The sequence below is a fragment of the Catenulispora subtropica genome, from assembly GCF_039531675.1.
Classification (GTDB): Bacteria; Actinomycetota; Actinomycetes; order Streptomycetales; family Catenulisporaceae; genus Catenulispora; species Catenulispora subtropica.
This window is the reverse complement of sequence record NZ_BAAAQM010000003.1, coordinates 109,466-124,121: the sequence shown is the minus strand read 5'-3', so window position 1 is coordinate 124,121 and position 14,656 is coordinate 109,466. Positions and strand designations below refer to the sequence as shown.

At 71.3% G+C, this 14,656-nt stretch carries 14 protein-coding genes; 5 read left to right on the top strand and 9 right to left on the bottom strand.

Annotation, left to right across the window (positions count from 1 at the left end; genetic code table 11):
- Positions 1-117: 117 nt before the first annotated feature.
- Positions 118-1,491, bottom strand: coding sequence for a MocR-like pyridoxine biosynthesis transcription factor PdxR (pdxR, locus tag ABD466_RS04255; protein ID WP_344655580.1), 1,374 nt, complete (start codon positions 1,489-1,491; stop codon positions 118-120).
- 69 nt (positions 1,492-1,560) lie between these two features.
- Between pdxR and ABD466_RS04250 the strand changes: the two genes are divergently transcribed.
- Positions 1,561-2,550 (top strand): DMT family transporter, encoded by a 990-nt coding sequence (locus ABD466_RS04250; RefSeq protein WP_344655579.1) that lies wholly within the window; start codon positions 1,561-1,563, stop codon positions 2,548-2,550.
- Between the two features lie 49 nt (positions 2,551-2,599).
- A complete protein-coding gene (locus ABD466_RS04245) occupies positions 2,600-3,448 on the top strand; it encodes an SURF1 family cytochrome oxidase biogenesis protein (RefSeq protein ID WP_344655578.1) in 849 nt (282 codons plus the stop codon).
- Here ABD466_RS04245 and ABD466_RS04240 read toward each other — a convergent pair.
- Entirely contained in the window at positions 3,429-4,400 is a 972-nt protein-coding gene (locus ABD466_RS04240; RefSeq protein ID WP_344655577.1) for a VOC family protein, read from the bottom strand. The two genes, ABD466_RS04245 and ABD466_RS04240, sit on opposite strands and share 20 nt — an antisense overlap.
- 330 nt (positions 4,401-4,730) lie before the next feature.
- Here ABD466_RS04240 and ABD466_RS44360 point away from each other — a divergent pair, with 330 nt between their 5' ends.
- Positions 4,731-5,309: a transposase gene (locus ABD466_RS44360; RefSeq protein WP_425558529.1), complete on the top strand. Its 579-nt coding sequence runs from the start codon at positions 4,731-4,733 to the stop codon at positions 5,307-5,309.
- Between the two features lie 49 nt (positions 5,310-5,358).
- Here ABD466_RS44360 and ABD466_RS04230 read toward each other — a convergent pair whose 3' ends face one another.
- Positions 5,359-7,233, bottom strand: coding sequence for an ABC transporter ATP-binding protein (locus tag ABD466_RS04230; RefSeq protein ID WP_344655747.1), 1,875 nt, complete (start codon positions 7,231-7,233; stop codon positions 5,359-5,361).
- A gap of 297 nt (positions 7,234-7,530) precedes the next feature.
- On the opposite strand from ABD466_RS04230, the gene ABD466_RS04225 reads away from it, so the two are divergent.
- Positions 7,531-7,953: a phosphotransferase family protein gene (locus ABD466_RS04225; RefSeq protein ID WP_344655576.1), complete on the top strand. Its 423-nt coding sequence runs from the start codon at positions 7,531-7,533 to the stop codon at positions 7,951-7,953.
- 6 nt (positions 7,954-7,959) lie between these two features.
- A complete protein-coding gene (locus ABD466_RS04220) occupies positions 7,960-8,784 on the top strand; it encodes an SGNH/GDSL hydrolase family protein (RefSeq protein ID WP_344655575.1) in 825 nt (274 codons plus the stop codon).
- A 1,241-nt stretch (positions 8,785-10,025) separates the two neighbouring features.
- Here ABD466_RS04220 and ABD466_RS04215 read toward each other — a convergent pair.
- From ABD466_RS04215 to sufU, 6 genes are all read right to left on the bottom strand, one after another.
- Positions 10,026-10,802 carry an enoyl-CoA hydratase/isomerase family protein gene (locus ABD466_RS04215; RefSeq protein WP_344655574.1) on the bottom strand — a complete coding sequence of 259 codons (777 nt, stop codon included), beginning with the start codon at positions 10,800-10,802 and terminating at the stop codon, positions 10,026-10,028.
- Positions 10,803-10,974: 172 nt separating this feature from the next.
- The gene (locus ABD466_RS04210; protein ID WP_344655573.1) at positions 10,975-11,193 is read right to left on the bottom strand and encodes a helix-turn-helix domain-containing protein; all 219 of its coding nucleotides are present in this window, start codon (positions 11,191-11,193) and stop codon (positions 10,975-10,977) included.
- 209 nt (positions 11,194-11,402) lie between these two features.
- Complete coding sequence (locus ABD466_RS04205) at positions 11,403-13,001, bottom strand: ABC-F family ATP-binding cassette domain-containing protein (protein WP_344655572.1); 1,599 nt, start codon at positions 12,999-13,001, stop codon at positions 11,403-11,405.
- An 80-nt stretch (positions 13,002-13,081) separates the two neighbouring features.
- Complete coding sequence (locus ABD466_RS04200; RefSeq protein ID WP_344655571.1) at positions 13,082-13,609, bottom strand: NUDIX hydrolase; 528 nt, start codon at positions 13,607-13,609, stop codon at positions 13,082-13,084.
- Positions 13,610-13,855: 246 nt separating this feature from the next.
- Complete coding sequence (locus tag ABD466_RS04195) at positions 13,856-14,185, bottom strand: metal-sulfur cluster assembly factor (protein WP_344655570.1); 330 nt, start codon at positions 14,183-14,185, stop codon at positions 13,856-13,858.
- On the bottom strand, positions 14,182-14,655 hold the full coding sequence (gene sufU / locus ABD466_RS04190; protein ID WP_344655569.1) for a Fe-S cluster assembly sulfur transfer protein SufU: 474 nt from the start codon (positions 14,653-14,655) through the stop codon (positions 14,182-14,184). The genes ABD466_RS04195 and sufU overlap by 4 nt, the downstream gene beginning before the upstream one ends.
- Position 14,656 lies beyond the last annotated feature (1 nt).

Below are 14,656 nucleotides of genomic sequence, written 5' to 3'. Positions count from 1 at the left end.
ACCACGACTCATCGCAGGAGGCGAGGGCTCTGTGGCAGGTTACTGAGGCGCTTCGGGGCTGCTTTCCAGTCGTGTAGGAGCTGCTCACCGACCACCGGTAATCCGAGCCCTGAGCCCCTAGACATCCCCCGCCGCCGCCCCCAGCCTCCGCGCCGCCTCCACCAACCGCCCCGGCGCAAGTCCCGCATAGCCGAGCACCAACCCCGGCTCCCCCGGCGCAAACCGCAGCGGACCAAGCGGCTGCACCCGCACCCCCCGCCGCGCCGCCGCAGCGGTGAGCGCACCCTCATCGCTCCCCGGCGGCAGGTCGACCAGAGCATGCAGGCCGGCCGCGACCCCGCGCACCTTCCACTGCGGCAGCTCCGCGGCCAAGGCGCCGACCAGTGCGTCGCGGCGCTGGCGATACCGGCGGCGGATGGTGCGGAGGTGGCGGTCGTAAGCGCCTTGCGCGATGAGGTGGGCCATGGCCAGGTGGTCCAGCACCGACCCGCCGAGGTCGCTGTCCTGGCGGAGTTCGCGCATGCGCGTGCCGAGCGCGGGTGGGGCCACGGCCCAGCCCAGGCGGAGAGACGGGGCCAGGGACTTGCTGGTCGTGCCGAGATACAGCACGCGGTCCGGGGCCATGCCCTGGAGGCAGCCGACCGGGTCGCGGTCGTAGCGGAACTCGGCGTCGTAGTCGTCCTCGAGGATCACGCCGTCGGTGATGCGCGCCCACGCGATCAGTTCGGCGCGGCGGTGGGGTGCCAGCACCACGCCGGTGGGGTACTGGTGTGCGGGGCCGGAGAAGACCACGGTCGCGTCGGAGCGGCGCAGGTCGCTGACGACCAGGCCGGAGGCGTCGACCGGCACTCCGATGATCTTCATGCCGGAGGCGGCCATCAGAGGACGCGGACGGTCCGCCGAGGGGTCCTCCACGGCCAGGACGCGGTGGCCGCGCTCGTACAGGGCCTGCAGGCCGAGGGCGAGGCCGTGGGCTGAGCCGTTGACGGCGACCACGCGGTCGGGCGTGGCGTCGGCGGCGCGGACGCGGCGCAGGTAGCCGGCGATCTCCTCGCGGAAGCGGGGGACGCCGCCCGGATCGCCGTAGCCGAGGTCGGCGTGGGGAAGGTCGGCGAGGACGCGGCGTAAAGCCGCCACCCATGCGGTGCGCGGGAAGGCCGCGAGGTCCGGACGGCCGGGGGTCAGGTCGAACTCCGGCTCGGCCGCCACGGGGACGGGCGGCGCCGCGGTGGCCTCCCCCACGGTGTGGCAGCTCGCCACCCAGGTGCCGGCACCGGGGCGGCTGAGCAGGTAACCCTCGGCGACCAGCTGCTGGTAGGCCTCGACCACGATCCCGCGCGAGAGCCGCAGCTCGGACGCCAGCTGTCGGCTGGGAGGCAGCATGGTGCCGCCGGCGATCCGGCCGGAGCGGACACCGTCGCGCAGGCCGGCGACCAGTTGCTCGACCAGACGGCCCGCGGAGCGGTCCAGTGCCACGAGGATCTCGGCCATGGATTGGTCCCCTGTTCGCGACAACGATTGGTCCTTACTCGCGGACCAATCCGAGCCTAGCCTCGCAGCATGTCGACGATCACGGAAGGGGGCGCGGTGGCGGCCGGTCCCGCGCTCGCCCCGCTCGCTCCAGCGGAACGGGCGGCTTCGGCGGACCCCGCGGCTCTGGTGGCGGGCTCCCTCACCGCCAGGCCCCGCACCGCCCGCTACGTCGCCCAAGGCGCCCTGGCCATGTCCATCCTCGGCGCCTCGACCGCGGTCAGCGCCCGCATCACCGACTACCCGGTGCTCGGCGGCCAGGCTCTCCGCTACGCGCTCGCCGCCGCGGTCTTCGCCGTCGTCGTCCGGCGCCGCCGGCTCCCGCCCGTGCGCCCGACCGTTCGGGACTGGCTGCTCCTGGCCCTGCTGTCGGCGACCGGCCTGATCCTGTTCAACATCTTCGTGCTCGCCGCCCTGCGCCACACCGACGCGGCTACCCTCGGCAGCGTGGTGGCGTGCTCGCCGCTGGTGCTGGCCGTCGCCGGACCGCTGGTCACCCGGACCGGCCACCGTCCGCGGCGCGGGGTGGTGCTCGGCGCGGCCGGCCTGGTCGTCGCGGGCAGCGCCATGGTGCAGGGCTTCGGCCACGGCAGCGCGCTCGGCATCGTCTTCGCGGTCCTGGTGCTGGCCTGCGAGTCGCTGTTCTCGCTGCTCGCGGTGCCGCTGCTGCCGAAGTTCGGCGAACTGCGGGTGTCGGCCTACGTCACCGCGGTCGCCGTCCCCGTCCTGGCGCTCGCGGGCCTGGCCACGGACGGCACCGCGATGCTCCGCGTGCCGACCGCCGCCGAGACCGCGGCGATGCTCTATCTGTCGCTCCCGCTCACCGTCGGCGCGTTCCTGCTCTGGTACCGCGCGCTGGGCGGTCTCGGTCCGCAGCGGGCCGGGCTGCTGATCGGCGCGGTGCCGGTGTCGGCGTGTGCGGCCAGCGCCGCGCTGGGCGTCGGGACGCCGGGGATCCCGCAGCTCGCCGGGGTGGCGGTGGTCGTGGCCGGGATCATCACGGGCCTCGCCCGGGGGTAGGCGCCGACCTGGCGCGAAGGTGTCCGGAGAGGTCGGGTAACGTCGGCGCGTGTACCGTTTCGTCTTCTCGTGGCGCTGGATCCGCCTGCACGTCCTGGTCTGGCTGATCCTCATCCCGGCCTTCATCGGCCTGGGGATGTGGCAGCGCGGCCGCTACCACGAGCGGAAGGCGGAGAACGCGGTCATCAGGACCGCCATGGACGCCGCGCCGGTGCCGATCGAGGGGGTCGACGCCGTCGGGGCGGCGGTGCCGAAGACGGACCGCTGGAAGCAGGTCACGCTGTCCGGCACCTACGACACCGCGCACCAGTTCCTGGCCCGCAACCACCAGGTCAACGGCAACCCCGGATTCTGGGTCATCACGCCGCTGACGCTCACCGACGGTACGTCGGTGCTGGTGAACCGGGGCTGGATCCCGACGGAGAGCGCCGACCAGCAGCAGTCGCCGGCGATCCCGGCGCCGCCGGCCGGGACGGTCGCCGTCACCGCGCGGCTGCAGATGGCGGAGACCAAGGGCAACACCGGGATCCGGGATGTGACGTCCGGCCTGCCCGCCGGGCAGATCAGTCTGGTCAACACCGAGTCGCTGGCCGCCAAGACCGGGCTGCGGCTGCGCGGCGGCTACGCCGAGGTGATCACCTCGAAGCCCGCCGACTCGCCGCAGATCCGCCTGCTCGACAAGCCGTCGCTGGACGAGGGGCCGTACCTGTCCTACTGGTTCCAGTGGTGGCTGTTCTCGCTGATCGCGATCGGCGGGTGGATCACGATCATCCGGCGGGAGGCGCAGCACCGGGTGCGCGAGGCCGCCGAGGCCGCCGAAGCGGCCGAGGACAACAACGAAGCCGAGGACGCGGACGCCGAAGCGCCCGCCTCCCCCGCTACCGCGCCAGCGCCCTGAGCACGTCCGCCAGCTCCTGCGTCGGCTCGAACCGGATACCGTCCGGACCGCGCCGCGAGCCCTGCCGGTACAGCACCCCGTCCCGCCACCAGAACAGCTGGTCGCTCACCGGACCGGGTCCGGTGTCGTACTGGCGCCCGGCCAGCCGCAACAGGCCCTCGGCCGCCGGCACCGCCTCGGGTCCCCGCACGGGGTGCGCCGCGAAGAGCCCGCGGTTCGGTATCACCACCAGGGCGCCGTTGCTGTCGACGGGCACGTAGTCCGGCAGCCAGAAGCTGTGGGTCGGCGCGTAGCCGGTGCCGCCGCGCACCACGGTGATGCCGACGCCGTCGGCCTCCAGGCGCCGGGTCTCCAGCAGGCCCTCGCGCCGCACGTTCTCCCGCGCGGTGCGGTACGCCTCGCGCGCCGTCACCTTCCAGCGGGCCAGGTCGCCGTACGCCACCGGGCCCTCCTCCGGCCGGTACCAGCGCACACCGGCGCCCAGCGGGTCGCGCAGCGGGGACGGCGGGACCAGCTCCAGGATCTCCACCAGGCCGTCGGCACAGAACCGGTGCTCGATCCCGGCCAGCGCCGCGGAGTCGGCTTCCTCACCGCCGAACAGGCGGGCGCGGATGCGGCCGCGGACGGAGGCCCACTCGGAGTCGTGGTCGCCGGTGGCCGACACCGAGCTGGCGTAGAAGCCGGTGGGGTCGACCCGGGCCAGCACCAGCTCCTCGACCAGCTCCGGCCAGTCCGCCTTCTCGGCGACCTCCATCCGGCGCTTGAGAGCGGCCAGCGGCCAGCGGCCCCGGTGCGGGCCGTAGACCTCGATCAGCCCCTCCTCCACGATCGACCACGCGCAGCCGCGACGGCGCAGCTCCACGTCGAGCAGGCCCACCATCGCCACCGCGACCGGATCCCCCTCCGGCCAGCTCCTACGGGCCTCGGCGGCATGGCGTCCGTTCGTTCCCACCTGCGGTTCCCCCCAAGAAGAGAGTCGTCGTACCGGCTTGCAGAGCAGCCCCCGGCTACCCCCGATCGCACCCCGCACTCAACGCTGCACTCAACATTCTGACGAAAGCCCGGCCTGTTCGGTTGCCGAACCGTGCCGATCTAGTCCCCACCTAGTCCTTTCGGCGTATAAGCGCCACGTCTCCGTGCCCATCCCGCACGCGTCCCCACGCGCCGGACCAAGGCAAGCCAGGGCCCAGAGTAACGCTACGGGGCGCGTTCGTCTGCCTCCAATGGGTGACAACCGACCCGAAAGCGTGACGTCTGCTGTTTCGACCGCGTTGGGCGATACGTGCCCCACACTCCGCCGCGCGGCGAAGCGCCCGACATCCACAGCGCGGTGCTGTTGGGCGTTCCCGCACCTCGCCGCGACCCGGCCTCCAGCAGCGCCTCCGGCAACCCCCCGCTGGTCCGGCCCCGCCGCACCGGCCACCCGGACCCGGTGGTGAACGACCGCGCCTGGGAGCGCATCAGCGCCCTGCTGCCCGAGCGGCCCCGGCGCCGCCGCAATCCCGGCCGCAAGCCGCTCGACGACCGCGCGGTGCTCAACGGCATCCTGGTGGTGCTCGGCCGCCGCATCGGCTTCGAGAAGCTGCCCCAGGAACTGGAGTACGGCAGCGGCATGACCTGCTGGCGCCGGCTGCGCGACTGGCAGCGCGCCGGGATCTGGCCGGACATCGCCCGGGTGCTGCGGGAAGAGATCCCGGAGACGCGGCGGATCGACTTCGACCGGGTGATCGACAGCGGCGAGACCACCGACGGCGGCGGGGAGACCCGGGTCGCGCGGCGGCCCCGGTCGACGACGCTGATCCGGCAGCCTTCGCCGGTGGCGATGGAGTTCGGGTTCACGGCTCTGAGGAAGAGCCGCTGAGGGCTCGGTAAGAGCCGCCGAGCCGCTGGAAGCCGCTCGGCGCCACTCCTCAGACCGCCGGGACACCCTCCTGGCCCTGGAACTGCACCCGGTAGAGCTCGGCGTACAGCCCGCCCGACGCCAGCAGTTCCTCGTGCCGTCCCCGCTCCACGATCCGGCCGTCCTCGACCACCAGGATCTGGTCGGCGTCCCGCACGGTCGACAGCCGGTGCGCGATGACCAGCGACGTCCGGCCCTGCAGCGCCCTGGCCAGCGCGCGCTGCACCGCGGCCTCGGACTCGGAGTCCAGGTGCGCCGTGGCCTCGTCGAGGACCACCACGCTCGGGGCCTTCAGCAGCAGGCGGGCGATGGCCAGCCGCTGCTTCTCGCCGCCGGACAGGCGGTAGCCGCGGTCGCCGACCACCGTGTCGAGGCCGTCGGGCAGGGCCTGCACCAGGTCCAGGATCTGGGAGTCGCGCAGCGCCTCGATGAGTTCCTCTTCCGTGGCGGCCGGGCGGGCATACAGAAGGTTGTCGCGGATCGTCGTGTGGAACATGTGCGCGTCCTGGGTCACCGTGCCGACCGTGGCGTGCAGGGACTCCAGAGTCACGTCCCTGATGTCGGCACCCCCGATGCGCACCGACCCCTCGGTCGGATCGTAGAGGCGGTTGGCCAGGGAGGTGATCGTCGTCTTGCCCGCGCCCGACGGACCGACCAGCGCCACCATCTCGCCGGGGGCCGCGCGGAACGTCACGCCGCGCAGCACCTGCGCCGACGGTGCCTGGTCCAGGCGCGCCACCGACTCCAGGGACGCCAGCGACACCTCGTCGGCGGTCGGGTAGTGGAAGGCCACGTCCTCGAACTCCACCGCGACCGGCCCGTGCGGCAGCCCCGCGGCGTCCGGCTTCTCCTTGATCATCGGTTCCAGGTCCAGGACCTCGAAGACCCGGTCGAAGGAGACCAGCGCCGACATCACGGTGATCCGGACGTTCGTCAGGGCGGTCAGCGGACCGTAGAGCCGGCCGAGCAGCGCGGCCAGGGCCATCAGCGTGCCCAGCGTGATCGAGCCGCTGATCGCCAGGTGGCCGCCGATCAGATAGGTCAGAGCGGTGGCCAGGGACGCGACCAGGGTCAGCACCGTCATGAAGGCCGCTCCGGTCAGGGCGATGGTGACGCCCGCGTCCCGGACCCCGGCCGCCTTCTCGGCGAACTGCGCGTCCTCCTCCTCGGGGCGGCCGAACAGCTTGACCAGCAGCGCGCCGGAGACGTTGAAGCGCTCGGTCATCATCGCCGACATGTCGGCGTTGAGCGTCATCTGCCGCCGGACCTGGCCCTGCATGCGCTTGCCGACGCGCCGCGCCGGGATCAGGAAGACCGGCAGGAGCAGCAGCGACAGCACGGTGATCTGCCAGGACAGGTAGAACATGGTCCCGGCGACCAGCACCAGGCTGATCACGTTCGACACCACGTTGGACAGCACCGAGGTGAACGCCTGCTGCGCGCCGATCACGTCGCTGTTCAGCCGGGAGATCAGGGCGCCGGTCTGGGTCCGGGTGAAGAACGCGATCGGCATGCGCTGGACGTGCCCGAACACCCTCGTGCGGAGGTCGTAGATCAGACCCTCGCCGATCCGCGAGGACAGGAAGCGCTGCACCAGCGAGGCGCCCGCGTCGGCGATCGCGACCGCGGCGATGATCAGCGCCAGCTGCGTGACCAGGCCTTTGTCACCCTTGAGCACACCGTTGTCGACCAGCCTCTGGGACAGCAGCGGCGGCAGCACCACGAGCACCGCGTCCCCGATCACCACGACCAGGAACAACGCGATCAGCACGCGGTAGGGCCGCGCGATCCCCAGAATCCGCTTGATGGTCCCCGGGGCGAGTTTGTGGTTCAGGATCTCCTTGTCGTCCCGGCCGCGGGCACCCCGCATCATCATCGGGCCCATCATCGACACCGGCGTACTTCCTCTCCTGGCCGATCTGGCCACCCGTACATAATGCGTCGGCCGCGGCGCGACATTCCCCTAGCCTGCTGCCATGCTGAACCCTCCGGAGCGATTTTCCGAGGAGCTGCTGCGCACGCTCCTGGCCGACCACTGGAAACTCCAGGTCACGGCGCCGTCCTGAAGATCCTCGCCGAGCTGCACGCGATCCCGCCGGCCGGGCGCGGTCCCGCCGACGTCGAGGACTTCGCGATACCCGAGCGCGCGGGGCTGGAGCAGCTGCTCGCCGGTGGCGGCCCGGTGGCGTCGGCAGGACCGTACACGCAGCGCGCGGTGACGGCGGTCACCGCCCACGCTGCCGCGCTCGGCCGGGCGCTGGCCCGCTACGACCACCTGACCGGGATCGGCCTCGCCGGCCGCGACCGCTTCGTCCTGACCCACGGCGAACCGCATCCCGCCAACACCATGCGGGTCGACGGCCGCTTCGTCCTCATCGACTGGGAGAGCGCGCTGATCGCTCCGCCGGAGCGGGACCTGTGGAACTTCGCCGGCGGCGACCCGGAGATGTGCGAGCTCTACAGCCTGCGCTGGGCTCTCGTCGAGGCGGCCGGATACCTGAGCCTCTTCCGCCGCGACCACCGCGACGGCCCGAACGAGGGCGCCAGCTGGCGCTACCTGACGGACACCCTCGCGAAGCTGGAAACTACCACCGCTAGGATCTAGCCCATCATGGACTTCACGACGCTGAGCGCCCGCCAGGGCAAGCTCATGGTCTCGGTCGGGGACTCCTTCACCGAGGGCATGTGCGATGACACGCTGCCGGACGGCACCTTCCGCGGCTGGGCGGACCGGGTGGCCGAGCGGCTCGCCCAGGACGATCCGCAGCTCCGCTACGCGAACCTCGCGGTGCGCGGCAAGCTGATCGGCCAGATCGAACGGGATCAGGTCCCGCTGGCCGCCTCGATGGACGCCGACGTGATCACCCTGGCCGGCGGCCTCAACGACGTCCTGCGCCCGCGCTGCGACATCGAGCTCGTCGAGGCCAAGCTCCGCTCCTGCCTGGAGCAGCTGGCCACCGAGAAGGCCACCGTCGTCATGTTCCTGCCCACCGACCCCCGCCGCCGGATGCGCGGCTCGCAGCGGCTGATGCCGAACACCCACCGGCTGATGAAGCTGGTCGAGGGCTTCGCCGAGACCCACGGCGTCGTGGTCGTCGACCTGTTCAGCGCGCGGGTCTTCGACGATCCCCGGCTGTGGGCCGAGGACCGGTTGCACCTGTCCCCCGAGGGCCACCGCCGGGTGGCCGAGGCCGTGCTCCAGGCGCTCGGCGCCGAGGAGGGCTTCGACTGGCGCGCCGGGCTGCCGCCGGCCCGCCCGGCACCCTGGTTCCGGGCCCGCCGCCAGGATCTGCGCTGGATCAGGATCTACCTGCTGCCCTGGATAGGCCGCCGGCTCACCGGCAAGTCCTCGGGCGACGGCCGGCCGGCCAAGCGCCCCGAGCCCACCCTGGTGGCGGACGCCACGAGCAACCCGGCGGCGGACGCCACGAGCTAGCCCGGCGGCCGAGTTGAGATGCGCCGCGCCGTCCACGAAGATGGCGCGGTCCCTTCCCGACGACGACCGACAGGCGGGTCCCTCACCCATGGACAAGCTCCGGCGCCTGGGCCTGCGAGCCCGCGGCGAGGTCCCCATCGCCGCGTGGCTGATCCTGCTCGTGGTCTTCGTGACGGAGTACTGGTGGTGGCACAGCCGGGTGAAGCTGTGGGACGGCGACGCCCTGTACTACGTGGCCGCCGCCCTGAAGTTCGCCGGGCACTCCACCGACGAGGCCCTGCGCCAGACCGGCGTGTTCTTCCACCAGGAGGACACCGTAGAGCGCATACGCGGCACCCTGACCGGCATCGCCGGACAGCCCGGTGCCGGGGCGCACAACCTGGAGGCGCCGCGCTTCTTCTACTCGTTCCTGGCGGTGCCGTTCGTCTGGGTCTTCGGCGCCAAGGGCATCTGGATCGTGTCCCTGCTGTGCGCGATGGGGTTCCTGTACGTCGCGATGCGCCTGCTGACCCGCCTGTTCGACGTGCAGCTCGCGCTGGTGCTGCTGGTCCTGTACCAAATAGCCTACGCGTTCTGGTTCTTCCAGACCGGCCTCTACACCGAGTCGCTGGCCGTGCTGCTCATCGTCCTGATTCTCACCCGGCTGCCGCTGGACCGGACCACGACCCGCCGCGACCTGCTCTGGATCGGCGTCCTGCTGGTGGTGCTGGCCTTCACGCGGCAGACCGTCCCGGTGCCCGCCGCCGCGATCGTCTTCGCCTGGTTGTGGACCGCCCTGCGCACCAAGACGTGGGGCCGCGCGAACGTGTGGAGCGGTCCGGCGCTGGTCGCGGCGGGCGTCGGGATCGCCGCCGTGGGCCTGGTGACCGTGCTGTTCCCGTTCAACGAGCTGCGCCACTACTCCGAGGTGAACCACCTCGGCAACGTGGCTTACGTCAAGGCGCATCTGGGCCAGACCCTCGGCAAGATCCCGGGCTTGGTCGTGGACATGTTCGCCCGCGAGTTCCGGGGAGCCTTCGCCGGCGACCACGGTCTGCAGGTGCTGTGGCTGCTGACCGCGGCCGGCATCGTCTGGCGGTTCCGGAGCGTCTACGCGGCCATGGTCGTCGGCTCGGCCCTGGCCTGCGCGTTCCTCAGCGTGCTGGACGCCACCGGGCGCACCTCGCTGCGCTATTTCGTGCCGATGTACCCGATGGCGTTGCTGCTGGTCGCCGACTTCTGGCGGTCCCGCGACTGGAGTCTCAGGACTCTCCCGTCCCGGCCAGGTCCCGGAACCGCCGGGTCTGAGCCGCCCGCTCCGCAGCCCGCTGCTCGTCGTACGGACGCCCCGACGCGGCCCGCAGCAGAGCCTTCGACTCCGTGACCGCCCCGCGCGGGGCGGCGAGCAGGTCCGCGGCGAGCCCGGCGGCCGCGGCGTGCAGCTCCGCACCGGGCACCACGTGGTTGACCAGGCCGATGCGCAGCGCCTCGGCGGCGTCGACATTGCGCGCCGTGGCCACGATCTCCAGCGCCCGGGAGTAGCCGACCGCGTCCACCAGCGGCTGTGTCCCGGCCAGGTCCGGCACCAGCCCGAGAGCCGGCTCCTTCATGCAGAACAGCGCGTCCTCGGCGGCGATCCGGATGTCGCAGGCCAGGGCGAGCTGGAAGCCGGCGCCGATGGCGTGCCCCTGCACCGCGGCGACGGTGATCAGGTCATTGCGACGCCACCAGGTGAACGCCTGCTGATATCCGTCGATGGTGGCGTCGACCTCGGCGTCCGAGGCGGCGGCGAAGGTGGCGAAGTTCTCGAACATCGACCGGTCGAGGCCGGCCGAGAAGGACTTGCCCTCGGCGCGCAGCACCACCACCCGCACGGTGCCGGGCAGCGCCGCGCCGAGCTCGGTGAGCGCGGCCCAGAACGCGGGCGTCTGCGAGTTGCGCTTCTCGGGCCGGTTCAGGGTGATGGTGGCGGTCTCCCCGTCGAGCACCGCGTCGATCCCGGCCTCGGCGGCCCGGCGTGTCGTGTCGTCCCAGCTCATCGCGCTCTCCTGTGGTCTGCGGCAGCGTGCCGGAAAGCGAGACTACCCGTGAGTAACTTGTTCTGCCACCGCGGGTCCGCACAATGGAGGGGTCGGCTGGACCTGGAGCGCCGACATGGCGAGGGGCGGGGTGCCCATCACGCACCCCGCCCCTCGCACGCGCTTACGCAGATCAGGCGGTCTTCGCCTTGCCGCGCGTCGCGCCGCCCCGACCCCGCAGGGTCACACCGGATTCGCTGAGCATCCGGTGCACGAACCCGTACGAACGGCCCGTCGACTGCGCGAGGGCACGGATCGACTCACCCGCCTCGTACTTCGCCTTGAGGTCGACAGCGAGCTGCGACCGCGCGTCGCCGGTGACCCGGCTGCCCTTCTTGAGAGTCTCGGCCACACGTGCCTCCTGGAGTGGATGTGCGCTCTAGGTACACATGATCACCCCTCGCAGCGCTCTTGGCCACCGATTCGGCGATGTTGCCCATAACATCAATGTCACGTCGCCCGATCCGACGAGTGGATCACACCGGTTTGTCCCGATATCACATGATCCAGATCTCGGGGGAAATCAGCCCCCTTGGTTACAGCGACGCGAACGCCCCCGCGCTAAGCCAGCGAAACCAGGTCCAGGTACTGCTCGCTCCACAGGTCCTCGTCACCGTCCGGCAGCAGGATGACCCGCTCCGGGCCCAGGGCCAGCACCGCGCCCTCATCGTGGGTCACCATGATCACAGCACCCTCATACGTGCCCAACGCCCCCAGGATCTCGGCCCGCGACGCCGGGTCCAGGTTGTTGGTGGGCTCGTCGAGCAGCAGCACGTTGGCGGTGGACACGACCAGGGTGGCCAGCGCGAGCCGCGTCTTCTCCCCACCGGAGAGCACGCCGGCCGGCTTGTCGACGTCGTCGCCGGAGAACAGGAACGAGCCGAGGGTCTTGCGCACGTCGGCCAGGTCCAGGTCCGGGGCCGCGCTGCGCATGTTCTCCAGCACGGTGCGCTCCGGGTCGAGGGTCTCGTGCTCCTGCGCGTAGTAGCCGAGCTTGAGCCCGTGGCCCTTCTCGACCTGGCCGGTGTCCGCCTCCTCGACGCCGCCGAGCAGGCGCAGCAGGGTGGTCTTGCCGGCCCCGTTCAGGCCCAGGATGACGACCTTCGAGCCGCGGTCCACGGCGAGGTCGACGTCGGTGAAGACCTCCAGCGACCCGTAGGACTTGGACAGCCCGGTGGCCATCAGCGGGGTCTTCCCGCACGGCGACGGCGTCGGGAAGCGCAGCTTGGCCACCTTGTCCGACTGCCGCACCTCCTCCAGCCCGGCCAGCATCCGGTCGGCCCGCCGTGCCATGTTCTGCGCCGCGACGGTTTTCGTCGCCGAGGCCCGCATCTTGTCGGCCTGCGCGTGCAGGGCCGCGGCCTTCTTCTCGGCGTTGGCGCGCTCGCGCTTGCGGCGCCGCTCGTCATCCTCGCGCTGCTTGAGGTAGAGCTTCCAGCCCATGTTGTAGTAGTCGATGGCCGCGCGGTTGGCGTCCAAGTGGAACACCTTGTTCACGCACTGCTCGACCAGGTTCACGTCGTGGGAGATGACGATGAACCCGCCCTTGTAGCTCTTCAGGAAGTCGCGCAGCCAGACGATCGAGTCGGCGTCGAGGTGGTTGGTCGGCTCGTCGAGCAGCAGCACCTCGTTGTCGCCGAACAGGATCCGGGACAGCTCCACCCGGCGGCGCTGACCGCCGGACAGGGTGTGCAGGGGCTGGCTCATCACGCGGTCCGGCAGACCGAGGGCCGCGGCGATGGTCGCGGCCTCGGACTCGGCGGCGTATCCCCCGGCGGCGAGGAACTCGTCCTCCAGCCGCGCGTACCGGCGCATCGCCTTGTCGTGGACGGCCGGGTCGGTGGAGGCCATCCGCTTCTCGTTCTCGCCCATCCGCCGCAGGATGTCGTCCAGCCCCCGGGCGGACAGGATCCGGTCGCGCGCGATCACGTCCAGGTCGCCGGTGCGGGGGTCCTGCGGCAGATAGCCGACCTGCCCGGAGCGGGTGATCGTGCCGGCGGCCGGGATCGTCTCACCGGCCAGGGTCTTGGTGAGCGTGGTCTTGCCGGCCCCGTTGCGGCCCACCAGGCCGATGCGGTCGCCGGGGCCGACCCGGAAGGAGGCCTTCTCGATCAGGATGCGGCTGCCGGCCCGGAGCTCGACGTCGGTGGCGGTGATCACGACGCACTATTTTACGGGGCGCCGCGCGTGCTCCGGTCCATCGGTATTACCGGCACTGTGACTATCACCGGCACTGTGACTCAGATCGCCTGCAGACCCGCTATGAGACGGCTGCCCAGGCCGCGGTCCACCCGCTTGCTGTCCCGCCAGCAGACCGCGAACGAGCGTCCGGCCCGCCACGAGCTCAACGCGGTGCGGGTGTAGCCGACGGTGGCGGAGGGCAGCTCGTCGACCTTGAACCAGCCCAGTTGCTCGCACTTGCCGGGCTCGGCGTTCACCGGGCCGCCGGACCAGCGGCTGGCGGTGAAGAACAACTGCATGCGGGGCTCGCCCCCGGCCTCGCGGTGGTGGACCGTCACAGCGTGCTCGAGGTCACCCGGGTCTATGCGCACGCCGAGCTCCTCGCGCGCCTCACGGACCAGAGCCTGCATCGCGTCCTCGCCGGACTCGACGTGTCCGGCCGGCACGTGCCAGCGTCCCGCGCCCCACACGCTGCCCTTGCGCAGACCCAGCAGCACACGGCCGTCGTCGGGCCGCTGCAGAATGAGATGGACGGCCAGCAGGCACGACGCCCGGCCCTTGTCCGTGAGCTGACGGGTGGCGGACACAAGCTCCCCCTTTGAACACGCGGCACTTGACCATCTCGTTACTTCAACAAGTACCAACCTACCCACAGGTACCGGCCTTTACGCAAGGGTCAAATGCACATGCATTTGGCGAGTGCGGCGGCTGAACCGTTATCGCCGCGGGTTCCACGCCATGCAAAACCGCCCGATCCATCACGGACCGGGCGGCGCACGTCCACCCTCCGAGCCCTCCGAATCAGGAGTCTCAGTCGTTGGAACGCAGAACCCTCATACGTTGAACCCGAGCGCGCGCAGCTGCTCGCGCCCGTCGTCGGTGATCTTGTCCGGACCCCACGGCGGCATCCAGACCCAGTTCACCCGGAAGTCGGCGACCAGACCGTCCAGCGCCATCCGCATCTGGTCCTCGATGACGTCCTGCAGCGGACAGGCCGCCGAGGTCAGCGTCATGTCGACGACCGCGATGTTCGCGTCGTCCACGGTCAGCCCGTACACCAGGCCGAGGTCCACGACGTTGATGCCCAGCTCCGGGTCCACCACGTCGCGCAGCGCCTCGGTGACGTCCTCCACCGGCGCGATCGCGCTCTCCGCCGTGCTCATGCCTTCACTCCGCTCTTGTCCTCGGACCCGAGCGCCTGGGCGGTCGCGTCCTTCCACGCCATCCACGACAGCAGGGCGCACTTCACGCGCGCCGGGTACTTGGAGACGCCGGCGAACGCGACCGCGTCCTCCAGCACCTCCTCATGCGCCTCGGCGAACTCGTGGCCCTCGCCCTTGGACTGCATCAGCTGCAGGAAGGTCTCCTGGACCTCCCGCGCCTGCTCCACACTCTTGCCGATGAGGAGGTCGGCCAGCACCGAGGCCGAGGCCTGGCTGATCGAGCAGCCCTGGGACTCGTACGAGATGTCGCTGATCACGTCGCCGTCCAGGTCGACGCGCATGGTCACCTCGTCGCCGCACGTGGGGTTCACGTGATGCACCTGTGAGGCGAACGGCTCCCGCAGACCCTTGTGGTGCGGGTTGCGGTAGTGGTCCAGGATGATCTCCTGGTACATCGATTCCAGCTGCATC